At 68.9% G+C, this 17498-nt stretch carries 14 protein-coding genes; all 14 read right to left on the minus strand.

All coding sequences use genetic code 11. The annotated features are described in order from the left end of the window. Positions 1-37 precede the first annotated feature (37 nt). On the minus strand, positions 38-613 hold the full coding sequence (locus NA3_RS25815; RefSeq protein ID WP_062966222.1) for a C40 family peptidase: 576 nt from the start codon (positions 611-613) through the stop codon (positions 38-40). Positions 614-1239: 626 nt separating this feature from the next. Further along, positions 1240-4467, minus strand: a complete 3228-nt coding sequence (gene ileS / locus NA3_RS25820) for an isoleucine--tRNA ligase (RefSeq protein WP_062966223.1) — start codon at positions 4465-4467, stop codon at positions 1240-1242. 310 nt (positions 4468-4777) lie between these two features. Continuing rightward, positions 4778-4978, minus strand: coding sequence for a hypothetical protein (locus tag NA3_RS25825; RefSeq protein ID WP_062966364.1), 201 nt, complete (start codon positions 4976-4978; stop codon positions 4778-4780). 130 nt (positions 4979-5108) lie between these two features. Next, entirely contained in the window at positions 5109-5942 is an 834-nt protein-coding gene (gene wag31, locus NA3_RS25830) for a DivIVA-like cell division protein Wag31 (protein WP_062966224.1), read from the minus strand. Between the two features lie 75 nt (positions 5943-6017). Next, positions 6018-6320, minus strand: coding sequence for a YggT family protein (locus NA3_RS25835; protein ID WP_030514706.1), 303 nt, complete (start codon positions 6318-6320; stop codon positions 6018-6020). Positions 6321-6442: 122 nt separating this feature from the next. Further along, the gene (locus NA3_RS25840; RefSeq protein WP_062966225.1) at positions 6443-7246 is read right to left on the minus strand and encodes a cell division protein SepF; all 804 of its coding nucleotides are present in this window, start codon (positions 7244-7246) and stop codon (positions 6443-6445) included. A gap of 187 nt (positions 7247-7433) precedes the next feature. Further along, a complete protein-coding gene (locus tag NA3_RS25845; protein ID WP_084491864.1) occupies positions 7434-8201 on the minus strand; it encodes a YggS family pyridoxal phosphate-dependent enzyme in 768 nt (255 codons plus the stop codon). Next, positions 8198-8923, minus strand: a complete 726-nt coding sequence (pgeF, locus tag NA3_RS25850; RefSeq protein WP_062966226.1) for a peptidoglycan editing factor PgeF — start codon at positions 8921-8923, stop codon at positions 8198-8200. The genes NA3_RS25845 and pgeF overlap by 4 nt, the downstream gene beginning before the upstream one ends. Positions 8924-9311: 388 nt before the next feature. Continuing rightward, the gene (gene ftsZ, locus NA3_RS25855; protein ID WP_062966227.1) at positions 9312-10532 is read right to left on the minus strand and encodes a cell division protein FtsZ; all 1221 of its coding nucleotides are present in this window, start codon (positions 10530-10532) and stop codon (positions 9312-9314) included. Between the two features lie 424 nt (positions 10533-10956). Further along, positions 10957-11733, minus strand: a complete 777-nt coding sequence (locus NA3_RS25860) for a cell division protein FtsQ/DivIB (protein ID WP_372464237.1) — start codon at positions 11731-11733, stop codon at positions 10957-10959. Between the two features lie 46 nt (positions 11734-11779). Next, positions 11780-13225, minus strand: coding sequence for a UDP-N-acetylmuramate--L-alanine ligase (gene murC / locus NA3_RS25865; protein ID WP_062966367.1), 1446 nt, complete (start codon positions 13223-13225; stop codon positions 11780-11782). Between the two features lie 98 nt (positions 13226-13323). Beyond that, positions 13324-14499, minus strand: coding sequence for an undecaprenyldiphospho-muramoylpentapeptide beta-N-acetylglucosaminyltransferase (gene murG, locus NA3_RS25870; protein WP_062966228.1), 1176 nt, complete (start codon positions 14497-14499; stop codon positions 13324-13326). Next, positions 14496-16019: a putative lipid II flippase FtsW gene (gene ftsW, locus NA3_RS25875; RefSeq protein WP_063917753.1), complete on the minus strand. Its 1524-nt coding sequence runs from the start codon at positions 16017-16019 to the stop codon at positions 14496-14498. Before ftsW ends, murG begins: the two co-directional genes overlap by 4 nt. Further along, the gene (gene murD, locus NA3_RS25880; RefSeq protein ID WP_062966229.1) at positions 16016-17479 is read right to left on the minus strand and encodes a UDP-N-acetylmuramoyl-L-alanine--D-glutamate ligase; all 1464 of its coding nucleotides are present in this window, start codon (positions 17477-17479) and stop codon (positions 16016-16018) included. The genes ftsW and murD overlap by 4 nt, the downstream gene beginning before the upstream one ends. Positions 17480-17498: the final 19 nt, after the last annotated feature.

The raw sequence follows: 17498 nt of genomic DNA on the forward strand, positions 1-17498 counted from the left end.
GGCTGCGGTACGAGAATCCGCCGCCCGGGCACCCGTCTCAGAAGAAGCGCCGGATCGCGTAGATGTCGAATTCGCTCAGCGGCGTCAGTCCGATCGGCACACCGGGCCCGTAGGCGTTGAGCAGCATGCCGCCGCCGGCGTAGATGCCCTCGTGGGAGCCGTCGGTGTTCACGATGACCACGTCGCCGGGCATCATCGCGCCGAGCGGCACGGCGCTGCCCGCGGTGGCCTGCTGCCAGGTCGTGCGCGGCAGCATGATGCCGACCTGCCGGAACGCCCACTGCACCAGTCCGGAGCAGTCGTAGGCGTCGGGCCCGGTCCCACCCCATTCGTAGGGCTTGCCGGCCTGGGAGCCGGCGATGCTCAGGGCGATCGACGCCCGCGGGCTGGGCAGCGGGAGCGCCGCGGAACCGCTGGCACTGCCGGACGCCGATCCGCTCCCCGAGCCGGAGCTGCTGCCGGTGTCGAGGGATCCGGAGGAACTGCCGGTGTCGGCGGGCTCGGCGCTCGCCGGGCCTGCCCACATTGATACGGAGACGGCCGCGGCGATCGCGGCCAGGAGATAGCGGGTGTATCTGCGGCGCGAGGATCCGCGCACGGATGACGGTGCCATGTGCTCGCCCTTCGTATGACATGCATCCACCACGGCACGCCGACCGGCGATTACACAGCACACAGCATGGACTTGGGATGGCCGCTTCCCCACGGGCATCTCAGCCGGTCAAATACCTGGTAGTGCAGTTTTTCAGCGGGGGTCGATCCGGGAAAAACACCTAAGCTCAACTAAAGAATGACGGTTGCTGTGACATAGCTGTTTTAGCGCAAGTCACATCCACACCACAAGTACCAACCCGCAACCGTGATCCGTTCCGGCCCCACCGGACACATCCCAGGTCATATCGGTAATCGGTGTGCCACACACCGCGCCCACACCTGTCGCCCCACCCGGCGTCGATGTGTCACCCCCGTCTACCTGGGTATACGTGGCCCCGACCGGAGCCGACTCGGCCGATCCTGACGTGACGCCTCAGGCTCGAGGCACCATCGAGCTCTTCCCTCGTGATTGCGGGCGCGGAAGGTCCCCAGCCGAGCCGATGGGGTGATGCGATCAGGGCCCACGCGACTCCGCCGGCACCGCACACGCGCTTGCCCGCGGAGCTGTGAGGCGGGCGGAGGATCGGGTAGTGCCGAACGAGCCCGGTCCGGCGAAGCGGACCGGGCTCGTTGCGGTATTCGCGCTCAGGCCTTGGCGATCGCGGCGCGCACGCCGCCGACCACATCGGCCGCCTCGGCGCCCGCGGGCGCGAAATTCAACTCGGTGGCGAGGATCTCCCCGGCGATGAGGTCACGATGGGTCCGCGCCCACTCCGCGCGCTCCTGCGGCACCTCCAGCACCACGGTGATGCGGTCGGAGACGTCGAGTCCCAGCGACTTGCGAGTCTCCTGCAGGTCGCGGATCAGGTCGCGCGCCCAGCCCTCGGCCTCGAGTTCCTCGGTGACCTCCGAATTCAGCACCACCAGGCCGGCATTGCCCGGCAGAGCGGCGGTGGATTCGGGTTCGGCCGCCACCAGGCGCTGGGTGTACTCCTCGGGCAGCAGCGCGATGCCGTCGTCGTGGCCGGGCACCAGCGCCTTGACCACACCGTCGTCCTCGCGCCACTGGCCGGCCTTCACCGCCTTGATCACACCCTGGACGTCCTTGCCCAGCCGCGGACCGGCGGCGCGGGCGTTGACGACCAGTTCGAACCGGCCGTGCGCGGCCACATCGGTGGTCAGGTCCACCTTCTTGACGTTGACCTCGTCGGCCACCAGATCGGCGAACGGACGCAGCCGCTCGGCATCCGGCGCGGCGATGGTGACCTCGGACAGCGGCAGCCGCACCCGCAGGTTCTGCGCCTTGCGCAGGCTCAGCACCGTCGAGCACACCGACCGCACCTCGTCCATCGCCGACACCAGCTCCGGATCGCGCGGCAATTCGGTCTCACCCGGCCAGTCGGTCAGATGTACCGACCGCTCCCCTGTCAGCCCGCGCCAGATCACCTCCGTGATCAGCGGCAGCAGCGGAGCGGCCAGCCGGCAGGTGACCTCCAGCACGGTGTGCAGGGTGTCGATGGCATCGCGGTCCTCCTCCCAGAACCGCGAACGCGACCGGCGCACATACCAATTGGTGAGCGCGTCGGCGAACGACCGCAGTTCGTCACAGGCGGTGGCGATGTCGTAGACCTCGAGCGCCTCCGTCATCACGTCCCGGGCCGCGGCCAGTTTGGCCAGGATGTAGCGATCCAGCACATGCGCCGAATCCGTCCGCCACACACCGGGTTTCGAGGCGTAGAGCTGCAGGAACGTCCACGCGTTCCACAGCGGGCGCAGCGCGTGGCTCACCCCTTCGCGGATGCCGCGTTCGGTGACGATCAGGTTGCCGCCGCGCAGCACCGGTGACGCCATGAGGAACCACCGCATGGCATCGGAGCCGTCGCGGTCGAACACCTCGTTGACGTCGGGGTAGTTGCCCTTGGACTTGGACATCTTCAATCCGTCGTCGCCGAGCACGATGCCGTGCGCCACAACGGATTTGAACGCCGGGCGATCGAACAGCGCGGTCGAGAGCACGTGCAGGTTGTAGAACCATCCCCGCGTCTGCCCGTTGTACTCGACGATGAAGTCCCCGGGGCTGTGCGCTCGAGCAACGGACGTGCCCGAAGTGTTCGATGTGACGGCTCCGCCGTCGAACCACTCCTTGTTCTCGAAGGGGTAGTGCACCTGCGCGTACGGCATGGACCCCGACTCGAACCAGCAGTCGAGCACCTCGGGCGTGCGCCGCATCATCGACTTCCCGGTGGGGTCGTCGGGATTCGGGCGCACCAGTTCGTCGATGCCCGGCCGGTGCAGATCCGCCGGGCGCACGCCGAAGTCGCGCTCCAGTTCGTCCAGCGAGCCGTACACGTCGACGCGCGGGTAGGCCGGATCATCGGAGATCCACACCGGGATCGGCGCACCCCAGTACCGGTTGCGGCTGATGTTCCAGTCGCGCGCGTTCTCGAGCCACTTGCCGAACTGGCCGTCGCGGATGTGCTCGGGCACCCAGGTGATCTGCTGGTTCAGCTCGACCATGCGGTCGCGGAATTTCGTGACCGCCACGAACCACGAGGGCACCGCCATGTAGATCAGCGGTTGACCGGATCGCCAGCTGTGCGGGTAGGAGTGCTCGATCGTCTCGTGCCGCAACAACTTTCCGGCGGCCTTGAGGTCCTTGATGATGACCGGATTGGCGTCGAACACCATCAGGCCCTCGTACGGCGGCACCATCGAGGTGAACTTGCCGCCGGCGTCGAGCGGCTGCACCACCTCGATACCGTTGGCGGAGGCGACGTCCATGTCCTCCTCACCGAAGGCGGGCGCCAGATGCACCACGCCGGTTCCGGAGTCGGTGGTCACGTAGTCGGCGTTCAGCACGCGATGCGCGTTGGGGTGGCCGAGGAAGAAGTCGAACGGCGGCCGATAGCGCAGGCCCGCCAGCGCCGCGCCCGAATGCTCCGACAGCACCTCGAGCCCGTCGTCGGCGGTGCCGAGTTCGCGGGCGTAGTGCGCGACCCGCTCGACGGCCAGCACGTACCGCTTGCCGTCCTTGCCGCGCACGTGGGCATAGGTGATGTCCGGGTGGACCGCGATCGCCAGGTTCGACGGCAGGGTCCACGGCGTGGTGGTCCAGATCAGCGCGTTGGCACCGTCGAGTTCGCGCAGCGGATGGTCGGGGGCGACCTCGAGCAGCATGTCGACGGTGACCGCCGGATCCTGGCGCATCCGGTAGGCGTCGTCGAGGCGCGCCTCCTGATTCGACAGCGGCGTCTGCTCGTACCAGCTGTAGGGCAGCACCCGGAAGCCTTGGTAGACAAGGCCTTTGTCGTACAGCGACTTGAACGCCCACATCACCGACTCCATGAAGTCGAGATCGAGGGTCTTGTAGTCGTTGTCGAAGTCGACCCAGCGCGCTTGGCGTGTCACATACTCGCGCCACTCATTGGTGTAACGAAGCACAGAGGATTTACACGCGGCATTGAATTCCGCGAGGCCCATCGCATCGATCTGTGATTTGTCCGTGATACCGAGTTGCTTCTCCGCTTCGATTTCCGCGGGCAATCCGTGTGTGTCCCAACCGAAGCGCCGCTCCACGCGCTTACCGCGCATCGTCTGGAACCGCGGAACCAAATCCTTCACATATCCGGTGAGCAGATGTCCGTAATGCGGCAAACCGTTGGCGAACGGTGGCCCGTCGTAGAAGACGAACTCGTCGCACTTCTCGGCACGGTTGTCGATGCTGGCACGGAAGGTGTCGTCGGCGGCCCAGTAGTCCAGCACCCGGCGCTCGAGCTCCGGGAACGACACGCTCGCGCCCTGCCGCGAGCCGGCATCCGCATCGGTGAAGTCGACGCGGGGATAGGCGTTGCGGGTGGATGTCTCGTCCGCCATGGCGGCTGTGGTCTCCCTCGTGCCAGTGCGCGCGGTCGGCGCAGTCGGTGCACGGGGACGACGTCGGCGCCTGTGCGCCGCTGCCGCGGTACCACCCCGCTTGTCCGGCCGGATGTTCCGGGCGGACCTCTCGTCGCGAGCTGTGACGGGCTCACCCGTTCGGTTCTACTGGGCGCCTGCGGCGCCGTTCTTCCGAAGGCTCCCCGGTGATGGCCGGATCACTGCCGATCTACAGGTTTGATTGTAGCCAGTGCGGGCAACGTTATTTCCGTGCCCTGCTCCCTGCCCCGTTCAGCACGCCTGTGCCCGCTCAACGCTTGGCATGACGGCCGGGCCGTGTGTGCGGGTCGTCCTCGGGCTCACGCATGGCCAGCGCGCTGACCAGCAGCAGGATCGCACCGATCACGCAGACGACGATGCAACCCCACGCCCAGATCACCGATCCGGTGGTCAACGCCGTCACCAACAGGGCGAAGCCGATCGCGGCCAGGACGAGCGTCAGAACGAGCATGGTCACCCCCTAGGCGGGCAGGGCGGGCCGCGGCGCCCCGAGGGGCCGGGCGGCTCGGAGGAACTACGACCACACAGCGGCATGCGCCGGACCCCGTCGTATCGGCGGGGTGGCGGGCACCCGGGACGAGCTATTTGCCACCCTTGGCGAACGACGCCGGACCGTGGCTGTTGGATACCGCCTCGAAGGCCTCGCCACCGTCGACCGGCACGGCCGAACCGCGGTTCTCCAGCTCCTCGAGCTGCGATTCCAGGTAGGACTTCAGGCGCACCCGGTACTCGCGCTCGAACGTCTTCAGCTGCTCGATCCGGCTCTCCAGGACGCTGCGCTGCTGGGTGATGGTGGCCATGATCTCGGTGTGCTTGCGCTCGGCGTCGGCCTGCAGGGCGTCGGCCTTCTCCTTGGCCTGGCGGAGCTGGCTGTCGGAGCGGGTCTGCGCGTCCGAGAGCAGCGCATCGGCCTTCTGCCGTGCCTCGCCGACCATCGCGTCCGAACGGGTCTGCGCTTCGCTGACCATTCGCTCGGAATTCGCCCGGGCGTTGGAGAGCAGCTGCTCGGCCTCGGCCTTGGCGTCGGTGGTGAGCCGGTCGGCCATTTCCTGCGCCAGGCTCAGCACCTTCGCGGCCTGGAGATTCGCATCCGCGGCGGAGTTGTCCTTGGGTGCCACCGGCGCGGCGGCCGGCACCGGCACCGGCGGCGCCACGGGGACGGGCTTCGGCGGTTCGGGTTGCGGCGGAGCGGATTTCACCGCCTGCGGCGCGGGCCGCGACTTCTTGGCATCCGCCAATTCGGCATCCAGCTCGGCAACCCGCTGGCGCAGGTCCGCATTCTCCTCGATGAGGCGCGAGAGCTCCTGTTCGACCAAGTCGAGGAAGGCGTCGACTTCATCCTCGTTGTAGCCGCGCTTCCCGATCGGCGGTTTGCTGAACGCGACGTTGTGCACATCGGCTGGAGTCAGCGGCATGGAAGGATCCCTTCGCGCTTCGTACGGAGATCTAACGTAGATCTTCTAGCAAGCTCTTCTTCTCGGCCCATTCTGTCACACCGGAGCTATCGGCTGCCCGAGCCTGCTGACGATGGACATCAGAATGAACACGATGAAAAGCAGAACCATAATCGACAGATCCAGTCGAATTCCTCCCAAGTTCACGGGAGGTATCAGGCGCCTCAACAGTTTCACGGGCGGATCGGTGATCGTGAAGATCACCTCGAGAACGACGGCGACGAACCCCCGCGGATGCCAGTCGCGCGCGAAGCTGCGGATGAACTCGACGATCACTCGGCTGATCAGCAACAGCCAGAAGAGGAACAAGAGCACATACAGCACCTGAAACAAGGCCACCTGTCCACTTTGCCTCAGATTCGATGTCCTGCAAACTCCCCGCGCCGTGCATTCGGCGTCCTTTCCCCCCACGCGGCTCACCCGACCGGGGCCGCCGCCGCGGCGCGGCACCCGGTTCGGGGTTATTTCTGGTTGTAGAAGCCGTTTTCGGCGATGCGGCGGCGCTCCTCGGCCGATACATCGACATCCGACGGTGAGAGCAGGAACACCTTGGTGGCCACCTTGTCGAACGAACCACGCAGCGCGAACGCCAATCCGGCGGCGAAATCCACCAGGCGGCGCGCGTCGGCATTGCTCATTTCGACCAGGTCCATGATCACGGGTGTACCGTCACGGAAACGCTCGCCGATGATCGCGGCCTCGGCATAGGTGCGCGGACGCAGTGTCGTGATCTTGGACAACGGACCTCCGTCCTCGAAGACGGGGGCGCGGCGCGGAGCCGGCTCGAACCGGGCGCGCTCCTCCATCCGCCGCTCTTCCATCCGCCGCTCGGCCTCGGGATCGACCGCCAGCGCACCGTGCGTGGTGCCACGCACCATCGGAGTGCCGCCGCCGAGTCCTCGCGAGCGGCCCGAGGGCGCGGATTCGATCCGGGTCGGACGGCGCAGCGGCTCGTAGCGGTCGTCGGAGTAGGACTCGTCGGCGAACTCCGAGCGGCGCGGCACCGTGTAGCCGGGCTGATAGGGCGCCTTGTACGCCGGCTCCGGGTAGCCCGGATCGTCGGCGAAGCGGTCGTCACCGAAGCGCGAGCGCGCGGCGTCGTACGGATCGTCGTCGAAACGCGAGCGGCGCACGCCGCGGTCGTCCGCACCCAGCGGACCACGGTCGTCGATACCCCGAGGGCCACGGTCGTCGACGTAGTCGTCTTCGTATTCCTCGAGCGGGACCATGCCGAAGTAGGCCTTGAACCTGTGCAGCGTACTCATGCTCCCACCTCACTAACGCTGGGCTCCAGCACGAGCATGCTCGTGGCTGCGCTGATGTCTCGCTCGCTACGCTCGCTCATCCTGGTCGACCTTCCTCCGGCCCCGACTGACCTGGGGTGTTGAAGTCCTGCTCAGTCCTCGTCAGCCCCAAGCATATGTTTCGAATGTGACTGATGAGGTTTCTTTGCTACTGCGAGGTTATCGGTCGTTCGCCCATGAGAGCAGTACCGACACGCACGCAGGTAGACCCGTGTCGAATGGCGACCTCGAGGTCGCCCGACATGCCCGCCGACAATTCGGTCGCGCCCGGATGCGTGGCCAGCAGGGCGTGATGCAGACCGGCCAGTTCGGCGAACGCCGCGTCCGGGTCCGCATCCAGCGGCGGAATCGCCATCAGGCCCGCGAGCTGCAGATTCTCCGATTCAGCGACCTGATCGGCGAGCATCGGGAGATCATCGGGGACGACGCCGCCGCGGGCCGGATCGCGATCCAGGCTCACCTGCAGTAGCACACGCAGCGGATCCGCGCGCGCTCCGTCCGCGCGCGCGGCCGCCGTGGCGGTGTCAAGGGCCCTCACCACTCGCTCCGAATCCACCGAGTGCACCGTATCGGCCCAGCGCACAACCGATTTCGCCTTGTTGCGCTGCAATCGGCCGATCATGTGCCAGCGCATCTGCGACAGATGTCCTAATGAGGCCACCTTGGCGGAGGCTTCCTGCTCCCGCGATTCGCCGAATTCCCGTCGGCCCAGCCGGTACAGGATCTCCACGTCGGAGGCCGGGAAGTATTTGGTCACCGGCAGCAACCGGACGCCGGCCCGATCGCGACCGGCGGCGCGGCACGCGGCGTCGATGCGGTCTTCCAGGCGGCCGAGCGCGGCGGCGAGTTCGGCCTCGCGCGATTGCGTCCCCGCCCCGGATTCTGTTGTGCCGATGTCGGATCCGGCGTGGTTCACTGCTGGTCCTCCATCCAGATCACCCCGGCGATGCGGCCTGTGGGCGCGCCGCGGCGGTGGCTGAACAGGGTTTCGTCGGTGATGGTGGAGCGCGGATCGACCGCGACGGCGCCGACACCGGCCGCCTCCAGCTGACGACGGATACCGGCCCGCAGATCCAGCCCGGGCGTTCCGCGCCGCGTCGTGGTGGCGCTGCCGGGCAGATGAGCCTCCACATCGTCGCGCATGGCGGCGGGCACCTCGTAGTCCTCGCCCCCGGCGGCCGGGCCCAGGAAGGCGCCGATGCGATGCGGCTGGGCACCGACCGATACCATCGCCTCCAGGACCTTCGGCACGATGCCGATGCGGGCGCCGACGCGTCCGGCGTGCACGGCCGCGATCACGCCGGCCTCGTCGTCGGACATCAGCAGGGGGACGCAATCGGCGGTGAGGACGACCAGCGCGAGATTCGGCACGGTGGTGACGAGCGCGTCGGTCACCGGTACCGGTTCGGTGCGCGGGCCGTCGACGATCTCGACGTTGCGGCTGTGCACCTGTTCCATCCAGACCAGACGGCCGGGCGGCAGGCCGATGCCCTCCGCGAGACGTATCCTGTTGCGCCGCACCGCTTCCGGATCGTCACCGACGTGGTCGCCCAGGTTGAACAAGTCGTAGGGCGCCACCGAGAACCCACCGGCCCGCGTGGTCGTCACCCGTCGCGTCCGAACCGAAGCCTGTGTCATATCTCCGAGATTAATAGGCTGCGCCGGTCCGGAGTCGAACGTGCCGCCGAGTGATGCGGAACGTATGTGACGGGGCGGCGGAACGGGGCACAGCGCGAGCATGCCCCGCGAAGTACCCACGGCGTGCGAGTTCATGCACACGACATTGCCGCCACACCACGGTGCCGCGTCCGCCATCAGCGGGCGCGACGCCTCCGCTCGCGGTGTTCGGTTTCACACGCCGTTGCCCGGGTGCCGGCGGCGCCGCCCCGGAGACCGGCATCACGCGGCCGCCCGGCACCGGGCCGCCGGAATTCCGGTGCCGCACGGGGTTTCGATCGCCCCGCGCGAGCCACGAACGCCGCTGCCCCCTCCGAAACGATCGGAGGGGGCAGCGAGAGCGGCGTCGTTACCGGCGCATGAAATCGGGGACGTCGACGTCGTCGGTGTCCTCGTCCGGCATCTGAATGTGCGAGCGGCTGTTGTGCGCGATGGTCGGCTCGGTGGCCGGGCGCGGTTCATAGGACGGGGCCGGGCCGCGGGCCGGCGTGGGGTCGGCCGTACGCTCGGGCTCCGACTGGCGGGTGCTGCCGAACTCGCGGCGGGTCGTGGACTGGCCGATGTCACCGGCACGGCCCGCGCCGATATTCGTTCTCCCCGCCGGTTCGATGCGCCGGGCCGGGGTGCCCCCGTCGAAGCCGGCGGCGATCACCGTGACCCGGACCTCGTCGCCCAGCGAATCGTCGATCACCGTGCCGAAGATGATGTTGGCCTCGATGTGCGCGGCCTCCTGGACCAGTGAGGCGGCCTCGTTGATCTCGAACAGACCGAGGTCGGATCCACCCGCGATCGACAGCAGCACGCCGTGCGCACCGTCCATCGACGCCTCCAGCAGCGGCGAATTGATCGCCGCCTCCGCGGCTTTCACGGATCGTCCCTCGCCGCGCGCGGAGCCGATGCCCATCAACGCCGAACCGGCGCCGGACATGACGCTCTTGACGTCGGCGAAGTCGACGTTGATCAGACCCGGGGTGGTGATCAGATCGGTGATGCCCTGAACACCGTTGAGCAGCACCTCGTCGGCGGAGCGGAAGGCGTCCATCAGGCTCACCGCCGCGTCGCCGAGCTGCAACAGCCGGTCGTTCGGGATGACGATGAGGGTGTCGCAGGATTCGCGCAGCGCCTGGATACCGGCTTCGGCCTGGTTGCTGCGCCGCTTGCCCTCGAAGGAGAACGGCCGCGTCACCACACCGATGGTCAGGGCGCCCAGCTTGCGGGCGATCGAGGCCACCACGGGCGCGCCACCGGTACCGGTGCCGCCGCCCTCACCGGCCGTGACGAAGACCATGTCGGCGCCCTTGAGCACCTCTTCGATCTCGTCCTTGTGGTCCTCGGCGGCCTTGCGGCCCACCTCGGGATCCGCGCCGGCGCCCAGACCGCGGGTGAGTTCGCGGCCGACGTCGAGTTTGACGTCCGCATCACTCATCAGCAGTGCCTGCGCGTCGGTGTTGACGGCGATGAACTCGACTCCCTTGAGTCCCTGTTCGATCATTCGGTTGACGGCGTTCACGCCGCCGCCGCCGATACCGACGACCTTGATCACTGCAAGGTAGTTGTGCGGGGGCGTCATGGGCTCTCGCCTTCCTTCGATCCAAAGCCTGTCGTTTTCGGATTCTCGGCAGAGCGCCGATTCGAGGTCCCCGGTCCGCCCGGGTTTTCACTCGGACAAACCCTAAACCTGAACCATAGGGTTGGCGTTATGTCAAGTATCCGACTGGTGCGGAACGCTATTCGCACCCGTCGCGATCCGTGCGCAGGCGCGCCGACACGAGGGTCAGAATCTTGTGTGATCCATCTCGTCCGAGCCCGTCGGGCATGGTACCGCGAACGGCCGCCACAGACACCGAGATCGGGTCTCGATATCCGCAGGACCGCGGATTCACCGGCCCCGCACGCGACTGCGGCACCCGGACGGGCCCAGGTGCCACGGCCATCACGCACGGCCATCGACTCCCGGCCGCCGGTCGAAAACCGCAACGGCACAACGAGTGTCACTATCTTACCGTTACCAGATCGGGACTCGAAACGTCGAATACCGTTCCCGGGCGCGTCAGCACCGGAAGGACCACCGCGGCTTTGCGTTCGGAGTCGTCCGCGCCGCCCCAGATCACCGTACGGTCGTCGCGCAGTTTCAGTTCGATATCCGAAACCGACCGCGCCACAACCTCTCCCACCTGGGCACGAAGTGCCGGCGGCGCGGCGTCGAGGACCGCGACCGCGGCCCGGGTCACCGGGTCGGCACTGCCCGGGTGGCCGGTGACCAGCTTCGCGACGCCGGGCGGCGGCGGTTCGATCGCGAATTCGACACTGTCGCCGTCGAGCAGATGCGGTCCCTGCGGGCTGTCGAAGAAGACCACCGCCGTGCGCTCGTCCACCGTGACCCGCACCGTGGACGGAAACACCCGCTGCACCCGCGCCGACCGCACCTTCGGCAGCGACGCGACCCGGCGCGCGATCGCATCGGTGTCGATGCGCAGCATGGAGCGGCCGTCGGGGATCTGCAGCACCGCGCGCACATCCTGTTCGGGCACCGCGGACACCCCCTCGACCTGCACGCTGCGCACCGACAGCGCGGGAGTGAAATAGGCGATCACGAGCAGCACGATCACCACGACCACGATCGGCGCGCCCCACAACAGGATCCGCCGCCACCGGCCGTCGAAGGGCATCCGCGCGCGAGCCCCGGCGCGGTGGATACGGTCGTCGCCGTCCGCAGCGGACTCGTCCTCGGCGTACGGATCGGCCTCGTCGATCGTCGCGCGGCGTGTCATCTCCACCTCCCTCTCCGGCCGGCACCGCCGGGCGGGGGCGCCGTGCTCACCGTCCCGTCGACGGGCGCACCCGCAATCCGTCCAGAATCTGCCCGCCGAGCATCGTCACGTCGCCGGCGCCCATGGTGATCACCACGTCGCCCGCCCGTGCCAGGCTCGCGGCCTGCCGGCCCACCCGCGACATATCCGGTTGATAGTGCACGGGTTTGGTGACCGCCTGCGCCACCAGGGCGCCGTTGACCCCGGGCAGCGGCTTCTCGCGGGCGCCGTAGACGTCGAGGACCACGACCTCGTCGGCCAGCGACAGCGCCGCGCCGAATTCCTCGGCGAAGGTCGCTGTGCGGCTGTACAAGTGCGGCTGGAACACCACGATCACCCGCCCCTGCCGGGAGCGGGCGCCGTCGGCCGCCTCCTGGCGGACCAGCTCCGCCGCCGCGCCGAGTACGGCTCGCACCTCGGTCGGGTGGTGGGCGTAGTCGTCGAAGACCCGCACCCCGTTCTCGCGGCCCACGAACTGGAAGCGGCGGTGCACGCCCCCGAATCCCTCCAGGCCCTGCAGGACTTCGTCCACGTCGGCCCCGGCGTCGCGGGCGGCGAGCAGCGCGGCGAGGGCGTTGAGGGCCATATGACGGCCGGGCACCGACAGGCGCAGTGTGCGCGGCGCGGGTTCGTCGCCCAGGTGCACCGTGGCCACTCCGCCCACGTCGCGCGGTTCCCAGGCCAGCAGCCGGGCCTGCATCGGCACCGGCACGTCCACCGTCTCCGTCGAGCCGTAGCCGGCCACCCGGATATCGAGTTCCCCTGCCGCCACGCGGTCGGCGACCCGGCGGGCCAGTGCCAGCGAGCCGGGATCGTCCAGGCAGACCACGAGCAGTCCGCCGGGGACCAGGCGCGCCACGAAGTCGTCGAACACCTGGACGTAGGCCTCGTCGGAGCCGAAGAAATCCAGATGATCGGATTCGATGTTGGTGACCACCGCGACGTCCGGATCGTATTGCAGCAGTGAGCCGTCCGACTCGTCGGCCTCGGCCACGAAGTAGCCGCCGGTGCCGTGATGGGCGTTCGTGCCCGCCTCGTTCAACTCACCGCCGACGGCGAAGGAGGGGTCGAAGCCGCAGTGCTGCAACGCCACGACCAGCATCGAGGTGGTGGAGGTCTTGCCGTGGGTGCCCGACACCAGCAGCGTGTGGTGGCCCCGCATCAGTTCCGCGAGGACCGTGGGGCGCATCAGCACCGGCACGCCACGCCGATTCGCCTCGACCAGTTCGGGATTGGTCTTCGGGATCGCGGCGTAGGTGGTCACCACCGCGCTCGGGCCGCCCTCCAGCAGATCCAGCGCACTCGCGTCGTGGCCGATGCGGACCTGGGCCCCGCGCGCCCGCAACGCCAGCACGCCGCGGCTCTCCTTGGCGTCCGAACCCGACACCTCGCCGCCGCGGGCGAGCAGAATCCGCGCGATCCCCGACATGCCGGCACCACCGATGCCGACCATGTGGACCCGCCGCAGCAGTTCCGGCAGTTCGGCGGGAGCCTGCCCGGTGAGGTTCACCGGGTCCGCGGCTGCCGCTTCGGCCGTCTCGTTTCCTCCGGTCACCGTCCGGTCACCTCCAGCACGATTCGCGCCACCGTGTCCGCGGCGTCGCGATGTCCGGCACCGGCGGCGGCGACCGACATGTTCGTCAGCGCGGCCGGGTCGGTGAGCAGCGCGATCACCTCGTCCATCACATACTTCGGCGTCATCTCCGCGTCGGCCACGATTCTGCCACCGCCCTGCGCGACGATCGGGCGCGCGTTGAACTCCTGTTCACCGTTGCCGTGCGGCAGCGGCACATAGAACGCCGGCAGGCCGACCGCCGACACCTCGGCCACGGTCATCGCGCCCGAGCGGCACACCGCGGCGTCGGCGGCGGCATAGGCCAGATCCATCCGCGACAGGTACGGCACCGCAACGTATTTCGCGCCGTCGCGGCCGGATTCGGTGTCGATGCCGTCCAGATCGAGGGTGTTCTTGGGACCGTGCGCGTGCAGCACCGAGATACCGGCCGCCAGCAGTTGCGCGGCAGCGCCGGAGACCGCCTCGTTCAACCGGCGCGCGCCCTGGGAGCCACCGAAGACCAGCAGCACCGGTCCCTGCTGCGGCAGGCCGAAGTGCTCGCGGGCCTGCGGGCGCAGTCCGGGCCGGTCCAGGGTGGCGATCGAGGCGCGCACGGGAATCCCGACCACCTCGGCATCGGCGCGCCCGCGCGCGTGCACCCCCGAATTCGGCACGGCGGCGAGCACACGCGCCGCGCGGCGGGCGCCGACCTTGTTCGCGATCCCGGCCTTCACATTGGCCTCGTGCACCACCAGCGGCACCCGGCGCGAACGCCGCAGCACTCCCCCGCCGGCCGCGAGGTAGGCGGGCACCGAGACGTAGCCACCGAATCCGATGATCACATCGGCCTCGACCGCGTCGATCACCGCGCGGGTGCGGGCGACCGCGGCGCGCACCCGGCCGGGCAGGCGCAGCAGATCGGCGGTGGGTTTACGCGGCAGCGGGACGGGCGGAATCAGCTCCAGCGGATAGCCGCGTTCGGGGATCAGTGTCGTCTCCAGCCCGCGCTGGGTGCCCAGTGCGGTGATCCGGATCGAGGGATCCAGCCGGCGCAATGCGTCCGCGACCGCCATCGCCGGTTCGATATGCCCGGCCGTGCCCCCGCCGGCGACGATCACCGAGAGCGTCCGTTGCCCGGAACCCGTCGTGCCGCCGCTCTCGCCGGTTGTCACCTCGAATTACCTCGTTCTCTCGCATGTGTCATCGGATAGCTGGGCTCCCAGGCCCGGGTCGTGCGCCACGACGACGCTCCGCGCGCCTCCCGCCGTCCGGCGTCGGCGCTGCGTCGTCGTGCCGAATCCGAATCTATCGACCGCCGCGGTACCGCCGCACTCCCACCCCGCGCCGCCGCGGCCCCGCGGGACGTGCCCCCGCCGCGCGACTGACCGGATTTGCCCGACCGCTTGCGTGCCGGCGGCAGTTCCCGCCGTCGCGGGCCGGAGACCGCACGGGCCCGGCCCGCCCGGGCGGGTGCGTAGGTTTCCGGGATCGGCAGCCGCAGCAATCGGCTGAACCGCCCGTCCTGCCCGGCCTTCAACGCGGCGATCGCCTCGGGTTCGTGCCGGGCCGCACTCGCGATCAGGCCGAACATCATCAGCGTGATCGCTAGCGACGAACCACCGGCCGACACCAGCGGCAGCTGCAGGCCCGTCACCGGCAGCAGACCCACCACGTAGCCGATGTTGATCAACGCCTGACCGGTGATCCAGGTGGTCGCGGCCGCGGTCAGCAATCGCAGGAACGGATCGGCCGAGCGGGCGGCGATGCGCAGTCCGACGAAGACGAACAGCGCGAAAAGCCCCAGCACCAGGGCACATCCGAGAAATCCGAGTTCCTCGCCGATGATGGCGAAGATGAAGTCGTTGTGCGCGTTGGGCAGATAACTCCACTTGGCCCGGCTCTGGCCGAGCCCGCGCCCCCAGATGCCGCCGTCGGCGAGGGAGAACAGCGCTTGGCGTGCCTGATAGCCGATGCCCTGCGGATCGTCGCCGGGATTGAAGAACGCGCGCATGCGATCGGAGCGATAGCCGGCCGACAGCGCCAGAATCCCGGCCGCCACCGCACCCGAGACCGCGATGGTCACGAACAGCCGCACCGGCAATCCGCCGAACCACAGCAGCGCGACCAGCACCAGGCCGACCGCGATCGTCGTCGACAGGTTCGGTTCCAGCACGATCAGCAGACAGGTCAGCAGACCGGCCGGCACCAGCGGCACCAGAATGTCCTTGTACCCGGTCTGGTCGCTGCGGCGGGTCGCCAGCAGATGCGCACCCCACACGATCAGGGTGACCTTCACGATCTCCGACGGCTGCACCGAGACGAATCCGAGGTCGAACCAGCGACGCGAACCCTGGACCTGCGAACCGATGCCGGGGATCAGCACCAGCACCAGCAACAGCACCGACGCCGCGAACAGCGGGAACGACAGCTGCCGCAGCACGCGCATCGGAATCCGCAGCGCCACATAGAACAGCGCCGCGCCCAGGGCGGCGAAGAACGCCTGCTGCATGAACAGCGAATAGGCCGAACCGCCGTCGGCGTAGGCCTCCACGCTCGAGGCCGAGAGCACCATCACCAGACCGAGCACGGTGAGCAGGGTGGCGATGGTGACGACCAGGTGGAAATCGGCCAGCGGGCGCGCCAGCCAGGCACCGAACCAGGTGCCCACGGGCTTGCGCGCCGGTTTCGTCACTGCTGGCTCCCGATATCTCTCTCGTCCAGGGCCTGCACCGCCGCGACGAAACTGCGGCCGCGATGGGTGTAGTCGGCGAACATGTCCAGGGAGGCCGCGGCCGGGGCGAGCAGCACGGTGTCACCGCGCCCGGCGTATCCGGCGGCGATGCGGACCGCGCGGGCCATCACCGCGTCGGCGCCGTCGATCTCGGCGACCAGCGATGCCGTGGAGGGTTCCCCGCTCATCTGTGCATCGTCACCCGAACCGAGCTCGACCACCGGGACATCCGGCGCGTGTCGCGCCATTGCCGCGGCGATGATCGGCGCGTCCTGACCGAAGACCACCGCGGCGACGAGGCGCTCGGCGACCTCCTCGATCAGATCGTCGATATGGGCGCCCTTGAGCTGACCACCGGCGATCCACACCACCTGCGGATGCGCCAGGATCGACGACCGCGCGGCATGCGGATTGGTCGCCTTCGAATCGTCGACGAACCCGACACCGGCCAGTTCCCGCACGAAGGCGGCGCGATGCGGTCCCACCTTGTGCTCGGCCAAGCCCTCCTTGACGAACTGCGGCGCCACGTCGATGGCGCGGGTCAGCGCGGCCGCGGCCAGCGCGTCGGCGACACCGGCGGGTCCGGGCGGGCTGATATCGCCGACCTCGGCGAGGATCGCGGCCTTGGTGAAGGCGCGGTCCAGCAACTTGCCGTCGACCACGCCGAGTTCGCCGTCGGCCGGCACCCCGATGCGGAAGCCGACGGTCCGGCGCGCCTTGGACTTTCGCGCCAGCGCGGCGGCCACGGGATCGTCGAGTCCGACCACGCCGACCCGTCCGGTCAGGGCCCGCGCCTTGGCGGCGGCGTAGGCGTCGAGGCCGCCGTGCCAGTCCAGATGATCCTCGGCCACATTCAGCACCACGCCGGCCTCCGGGCGCACCGACGGCGCCCAGTGCAGCTGGAACGACGACAGCTCGACCGCGAGGATCTGCGGCCCCGGGGTGCGGCGCAGCGCGTCCAGGATCGGCAGTCCGATATTGCCGCAGGCGACGCTGGGCAGCCCGGCCGCACGCAGGATCGCGTGCGTCATCTGGGTGGTGGTGGTCTTACCGTTGGTTCCGGTGATCACCAGCCATTTGCGCACCGGACCGTAGAGTCGCGCCTGGTCCACCCACCAGGCGAATTCGACGTCGCCCCAGACCGGAATGCCCTCGGTGACCGCGGAAACCAGCACCGGCGAATCCGGTCGCCAGCCCGGGCTGGTGATGACCAGCGCGAACCGTTCCAGCGCACCGGGTTCGACCAGTGCGGTGCCGGTGGCGGTGTCGAGGCCGAGCTCGGCGGCCTCGGCCATCGCCTTCTCCCCGGCGTCGGTGACCACCGGACGGGCGCCGATGTCGCGCAGCGGCTCGATCAGCGAGCGGCCCGACACCCCCCATCCCGCGACGAGAACGTCACGGCCACGCAGAAATTCGAGCATGGGACCCGGTGATCGCAGG

The organism is Nocardia africana NBRC 100379 (genome assembly GCF_001612635.1).
GTDB lineage: Bacteria > Actinomycetota > Actinomycetes > Mycobacteriales > Mycobacteriaceae > Nocardia > Nocardia africana.

Bases quoted from the DNA above. Each gene is read 5' to 3' on its own strand.
- NA3_RS25815 (WP_062966222.1), bottom strand. From the start codon at position 613: ATGGCACCGTCATCCGTGCGCGGATCCTCGCGCCGCAGATACACCCGC.
- ileS (WP_062966223.1), bottom strand. From the start codon at position 4,467: ATGGCGGACGAGACATCCACCCGCAACGCCTATCCCCGCGTCGACTTC.
- NA3_RS25825 (WP_062966364.1), bottom strand. From the start codon at position 4,978: ATGCTCGTTCTGACGCTCGTCCTGGCCGCGATCGGCTTCGCCCTGTTG.
- wag31 (WP_062966224.1), bottom strand. From the start codon at position 5,942: ATGCCGCTGACTCCAGCCGATGTGCACAACGTCGCGTTCAGCAAACCG.
- NA3_RS25840 (WP_062966225.1), bottom strand. From the start codon at position 7,246: ATGAGTACGCTGCACAGGTTCAAGGCCTACTTCGGCATGGTCCCGCTC.
- pgeF (WP_062966226.1), bottom strand. From the start codon at position 8,923: ATGACACAGGCTTCGGTTCGGACGCGACGGGTGACGACCACGCGGGCC.
- ftsZ (WP_062966227.1), bottom strand. From the start codon at position 10,532: ATGACGCCCCCGCACAACTACCTTGCAGTGATCAAGGTCGTCGGTATC.
- NA3_RS25860 (WP_372464237.1), bottom strand. From the start codon at position 11,733: ATGACACGCCGCGCGACGATCGACGAGGCCGATCCGTACGCCGAGGAC.
- murC (WP_062966367.1), bottom strand. From the start codon at position 13,225: ATGGTCGGCATCGGTGGTGCCGGCATGTCGGGGATCGCGCGGATTCTG.
- murD (WP_062966229.1), bottom strand. From the start codon at position 17,479: ATGCTCGAATTTCTGCGTGGCCGTGACGTTCTCGTCGCGGGATGGGGG.